The sequence below is a fragment of the Companilactobacillus jidongensis genome (assembly GCF_003946575.1).
Classification (GTDB): domain Bacteria; phylum Bacillota; class Bacilli; order Lactobacillales; family Lactobacillaceae; genus Companilactobacillus; species Companilactobacillus jidongensis.
The window spans coordinates 1-6,163 of record NZ_RHOP01000033.1; the positions used below are offsets into that span (position 1 = coordinate 1).

The window sequence follows — 6,163 nt, forward strand, 5'->3', positions numbered from 1 at the left end:
AACTTCTTAACAAGCGACTCAATTAGTTTATCAAGAACCCAACATGATGTCAAGAACTTTTTAAAATAATTTTTCAATGACTATCAAGTTGGAAGCTCTCAAGCCGTTGTCGCCGTTGCTCTGTCGCAACAACAAGATATATATTACTATTCAAGTACGACCTTTGCAAGTACTTTTTGAAAATAAGTTAGTTTTTTTTGATTTCTTCGATATCAAGTACCTTATCGATCCAATCACTGCTGTAGAAATCCTCTTCATGGGTAACCAGGATCATTGATCCATCATAGTTTCTAAGCCCTTTTCGTAATGCAGCTTTACTCTCATCGTCCAAATGGTTAGTTGGTTCGTCCATGAAAAGTATGTTAGTGGGATCAAACATTAAGTCGGCCAATTTAACCTTAGTTTGCTCCCCACCAGAGAGCGAACGCATATTAGACATGATCTGTTGATTAGTTAATCCAGTTCTAGCCAAGACACGCCTTATCTCTTTGCCATCCTTATCCGGGTGGTCACGACTGACGATTTGAAACGGCGTTTCCATATTGTTATTCCAAACAAGATCCTGCTTGAAATATCCAACCTTAGTCACCTCTGAGAAATCAAAGTTACCTTCAATAGGCTTGAGTTTACCTAAAAGAGTCTTGATCAGGGTAGATTTACCAATCCCATTGAATCCTTTAATAACCATCTTCTCACCACTAACGATGGAGAAATTCAATTTTTGTTCAAATAACGCTTTGTCGTAACCGATCTTCAGATCATTAACTTCTAATAACATTCTTGTACTAGGTATTTCAGCGTATGGAAAACCAAAACTACCAATTTTCTTATTACCTGGTGGTGTTAAGACTTCCATATGTGACAGTTGCTTTTCACGACTCTTTGCACTCTTAGAACGAGTTCCGGCTTTGAATTTTCTGATATAAGCTTTTGTTTTCGCAATTTTTTCTTGCTGTTTAACATAGGCTTTCATGTAAGTCTCTTTATTGGCAGACTTTTGCTTCTGAACTTGTTTCAAGTTACCTGTATATTTGGTGATCTTGCCGAACTCGATGTCAGCAATACAGTTAACGATTTTATCCAAGAAGTTGTAATCATGTGAAATAACGATGAAGGCACCTTCAAAATTATTTAAATATTCAGAAAGCCATTCAATGTGGTTAGTATCCAAATAGTTAGTAGGCTCATCTAAAAGAATCATATCCGGCTTCTCTAATAAGATCTTAGCCAAAATAATCTTTGATCGTTGGCCACCACTGAGTTTTGATACATCGTGATCATAACCAATAGCATCTAGTCCTAGACCAGTAGCTACCTGTTCGATCTTTGTATCCAATTCATAGAAGTCATTAGCATCTAAGATTTCTTGGAGCTTACCGGCCTTTTCGAGATCTTCTTCATCAGGATCGTTCATATAGATTTCACCTAATTTGTCATTTGCTTCATATAGTTTGCTAAAAGCTGTCTGCAAGTATTCTTTAACAGACATCCCTTCAACTAATCTAGCTTGCTGATCCAAATAACCGATAGTTAAATGTTTCTGCCAAGTGATCTTTCCTTCGTCTGGTTCGATCTGGCCAGTCAAAATCTTGATGAAGGTCGACTTACCAACACCGTTTTGACCAGTGATCCCCAAGTGGTCTTCTTTATTTACTTGCAAACTTGCATCGTCATACAATCTCTTATCTAAGAACTGTTGCGTCAAGTTATGTACTTCTAAAACACTCATATTAAATCTCCTTATATCCTTTAACACCATAACAAAAGGCTGAAACAATTACATGTTTCAGCCCTCATGTTGGTTTTATCTTCTATTAATAGTTAGACGGACCAGAACCAGATCCACTAAAACTGTTCTCAGTTCCTCCGCCACTTGTAGTACTGCCAGTAGTTCCAGTACCATCTGATATTGTGGAACTTATAATCTTGGTTTCGTAATTTTGTGTCTGAGTTCCAGTATATTCAAATGAGAATCCACGTTTCTCATTATACTTGTTAAGTTTAGTCTCTTGATTACTCAAAGTTTCTTGTGATAAATCAAGTGACTTTCTCAACTTATTAGATACTCGTTGCAATTCCTTAGTTGGTGCAATTTCATATGATGAGCCGCTGATCATTGAACCGTATCCTTGAACATAATCTGAGCCGATCTTCTTAGCTGCACCACTGTAATTCAAGAACATTGATTGCATGTCAGTGAAGCTCAAATTAGTGGTCATTGAGTTAGAGATGCTATCTAGAACTTTTTGATAACGAGTAAAGGTCTTGGCTGAAGCTGCACTCTTAATAATAGCAGTGATGACTTGACGTTGACGTTTCTGTCGACCATAGTCACCCTCTGGATCTTCATATCTCATACGAGAATAATCCAGCGCCTGCTTACCATTCAAGTGCATCTTTCCCTTCTTGAAGTGTGATACTTTTTCACCAGTATCACCATACGAGAAGCTAAATGGTACATCAACATCTACACCACCCACAGAATTAACGATCTTCTTCAGTGAGTTAAAATCAACTTTGACATAGTAGTCAATTGGTATATTCAAGAGTTTTTCAGTCGTTACAACTGCACTCTCTTCGTTCCCAACATTATAAGCCGAGTTGATCTTAGCAATCTTGTTGGTATTATTCCCAACACCCTTCCAAATTTGAGCCATCGTATCACGAGGTACAGATACCATTGTGGTCTTATTTGTCTTAGGATTAACCGTTACAACGATCATTGTATCGGAATTACCACGATAATCAGTCTCAGTATCTCTGACACCATTATCAGTTGTATCTACACCCAAAAGCAAGATCGAAACAGGCTTCTTATTACTGATCTTAGCTGAAGGTGCTTTGCCATCTAGGGCTTTGTACGTGTTTCCCAGAGAATTTTGGGCTTGAGCATACAATCTGAATCCGTAAGCACCAACAACAAAGAGCGCTACTAGAAGTGTCAGTCCCATTACCTTTAAGAAAGGATGTTTACCGCCACCACCGCCATTTCCGCTAGACAGGGCGCTGTTTCTAGATATCTTTCTTTGTTCTCTAGACATATTATTATTATTGTCCATATTAAACTCCAATTAGTGTATCCGAAATTACAAACTACTTATCATAATCCATTATATATAGCTAGAATACAATTATACAGCTTAATTTGATTACCCGATACTAAATTAAGCATACAAATGCATTAGACACCATTATAAAAGTTTAATCAAAACTGTCAAATTTACTTACAGAATAATGTATTGACGTTATAATTTTAAAAAAGATAATTATTTTGTTTTATATCCTTGCTTATAGGGGGTCACTAGCAATGAGAAAGACTAGTACTCAACGGGTATCAGAGTTGTGCTTGAAGACGGGGTATCTTCTGATCAGTGGCGGAGCTGAGTCATATCGGATCGAAGATACAATAGAAAGAATTGGAAAATCTCTTGGACACGTTGTTCACTGTTACGTTACTGTCACAGCTGTTTTCGTCGAAGTTGATGGACAAAATTCAAAATTTATTAAATCAACGCTCGGTGGAACCAATTTACAGATGATCGATGACATCAATACGCTGTCACGTAAGTTAGCCGAAAAGACGATCAATCCGAAGGTTTTTACTGAAGAAATCGAAAAAATCTATCAAGACAAACATACAACGGATTTTCCCTTTTATATGAAAGCTATCGGTGCTGGATTCGTTTCAATGGCACCAATGCTTCTATTTACTATGCCACTTTATTACTTCATATACTGCTTCATTGTCGGTACGATTGGATATGGAGTTTCATACTACTTAGCCAAATTATCTAATATGCCTTACGCTGACTTGTTTATTTCCGGATTTATAATTGCCCTTCTATCTATATTATTAAGTCATTTCGGTCTAGTTGACCAGTATCATAACATCATCATTGGCGCAATCATGCCTTTAGTTCCCGGAGTAGCCATTACCAATGCTATCAGAGAACTCGTCATGCGACATGCTCTAAGTTCTGCGGTCAAACTACTCGATGCTTTACTAGTTGCTAGCAGTATCGGTTTCGGAATCGCCACTGCATTGATTCTATTCTAAGGAGGCACCATTATGATTGCATTATTATTAAATCTTGTTTTAAGTGCTGCATCAGCGATTGGTTTTTCGTTGATAACTAATGCCCCTCATCGTGCCGCCGGAATTATCGGTGTGACTGGTGGTCTGAGTTGGACGATTTTTTGGGTCTTGAAGAACTGGGCCCACGTTAATATTTTATTCGCTAACTTTGTGGGGGCCTTGACGATCGGCCTATTGACCTACTATCTATCACGTAAATTCAAATTACCCGAGAATATCATCTACATCCCTTGTTTGGTTAATTTAGTTCCGGGGGGAAATGCTTACCGCACGATCCTCTATATGGTCCAGAACAAATATATCGATTCACTTGAACAGGCAATCACCACATTTTTAATTGCTTCCTTTTTGGCCGTCGGATTATTCTCAGCACAATACCTAATCTCACTGGCTAAAGGAGTTATCTATTTTAGAAAAATAAAACGTTAAATTTTGGGTTTAATTGCAAATTGTTTACTGTATAATCTTCCTTCGTAGGAGGATATTTTCATGCCAGAAACAAAGAATAATGCAAAAACTTTCAGATGGTGGAATATCGCGTTAGTGGGATTCACTTCTGTTTGGGGTTTGAATAATGTCATCAATAACTTTGCCAATCAAGGCTTAGCTGTTGTGACATCTTGGATTTTGATCATGCTCTTGTATTTTGTCCCATATACCTTAATGGTAGGACAATTAGGATCGGCTTTTCAAAACTCCGGTGGTGGTGTAAGTTCATGGATTAAGATGTTATCTAATAACAAGCTTGCTTACTTCGCCGCCTGGACTTATTGGGTCGTTCACGTTCCATATTTAGCACAGAAACCACAGATCATTATGATCAGTTTGAGCTGGTTATTTAAGGGTAACGGCTCATTCGTAAATACAGTCTCACCACTTGTGGTTCAGGGACTCAGCCTCGTGATATTCTTAGGGTTCGTGTGGATAGCAAGTAAGGGTGTTGCCACACTGAACAATATTGGTAGTATCGCCGGTATCGCAATGTTTGTGATGTCGATGCTATTTATCATCTTAGGCGTCAGTGCTCCATTTATCACTCATGTTCAAATCGCTACACCAAACATGTCTGATATTCATACTTATATCCCGAAATTCGACATGCAGTACTTCACGACTATTTCGATGTTAGTCTTCGCCGTTGGTGGATCTGAAAAAATTTCACCTTATGTTAATAAGACTAAGAATGCTTCAAAAGAATTCCCTCTAGGGATGATCATCTTAGCAGCAATGGTTGCTGTATCAGCCGTACTTGGTTCATTTGCGATTGGAATGATCGTTGATTCAAATCACATTCCAGCTGACTTGATGGCTAATGGTGCTTATCAAGCCTTCCAATTCTTAGGTAATAGTTTCCACGTTGGTAACTTGTTCGTCTGGGCCTTCGCTCTCACGAATACTTTGGCCTCAGCTGCTGCTCTAGCAATCTCGATCGATGCTCCACTGCGTATGTTGTTAGACGATGCTGATAAGAAGTACATCCCTAAAGCATTGAGCAAGAAAAACAAGAATGGTATTGCTATCAATGGATACTATATGACAGCTGTTCTAGTATCTATCTTGATCATTGTGCCCGCACTTGGTATCAAGGGCATGAATGACTTATACAACTGGATGCTAAATCTTAACTCAATCGTCATGCCTATGCGTTATCTCTGGGTATTCCTCGCATACATGCTTTTGACAAGACAATTAGACAAGTACAAGTCAGATTACATGTTTGTTAAGAATCGTTACGTAGGCTTCGGATTTGGACTATGGACTTTCTTCTTAACAGCATTTGCCTGCATCATGGGTATGGTTCCAAAAATGAACATGGCGCAAGACCCATCTTCATGGTGGTTCCAACTAGCACTTAACATCGCTACACCCATCATCTTCATTCTCTTGGGATTGATCTTACCGGCAATCGCTAAACGGACTAATGGTCCTGAACTTAACGCTTAAAACAAAAACGACTTCCTGTCATGATGACGGAAAGTCGTTTTTTTTGGGTTCTATACTTTCTGGTATTGATGAATAATCAATACCAGTTTTTTTGTACTCTTTTAAAACAAAAAGAACATCACT

5 protein-coding genes are annotated in these 6,163 nt (G+C 38.3%); 3 read left to right on the forward strand and 2 right to left on the reverse strand.

Features of this window, described 5'->3' with window-relative positions; translation table 11 throughout:
* Nucleotides 1-187: 187 nt before the first annotated feature.
* Together EKM68_RS13425 and EKM68_RS13430 are read right to left on the reverse strand one after the other, a co-directional pair.
* On the reverse strand, nucleotides 188-1,729 hold the full coding sequence (locus EKM68_RS13425) for an ABC-F family ATP-binding cassette domain-containing protein (protein WP_125591311.1): 1,542 nt from the start codon (nucleotides 1,727-1,729) through the stop codon (nucleotides 188-190).
* An 85-nt stretch (nucleotides 1,730-1,814) separates the two neighbouring features.
* Nucleotides 1,815-3,059: an LCP family glycopolymer transferase gene (locus EKM68_RS13430; protein WP_125591312.1), complete on the reverse strand. Its 1,245-nt coding sequence runs from the start codon at nucleotides 3,057-3,059 to the stop codon at nucleotides 1,815-1,817.
* A 248-nt stretch (nucleotides 3,060-3,307) separates the two neighbouring features.
* Between EKM68_RS13430 and EKM68_RS13435 the strand changes: the two genes are divergently transcribed.
* The 3 genes from EKM68_RS13435 to EKM68_RS13445 are packed head-to-tail and all read left to right on the forward strand — an operon-like array spanning nucleotide 3,308 to nucleotide 6,040.
* Nucleotides 3,308-4,057, forward strand: a complete 750-nt coding sequence (locus EKM68_RS13435) for a threonine/serine exporter family protein (protein ID WP_125591313.1) — start codon at nucleotides 3,308-3,310, stop codon at nucleotides 4,055-4,057.
* Between the two features lie 12 nt (nucleotides 4,058-4,069).
* A complete protein-coding gene (locus tag EKM68_RS13440; protein WP_125591314.1) occupies nucleotides 4,070-4,525 on the forward strand; it encodes a threonine/serine exporter family protein in 456 nt (151 codons plus the stop codon).
* Nucleotides 4,526-4,585: 60 nt separating this feature from the next.
* Entirely contained in the window at nucleotides 4,586-6,040 is a 1,455-nt protein-coding gene (locus EKM68_RS13445) for an amino acid permease (RefSeq protein ID WP_125591315.1), read from the forward strand.
* Nucleotides 6,041-6,163 lie beyond the last annotated feature (123 nt).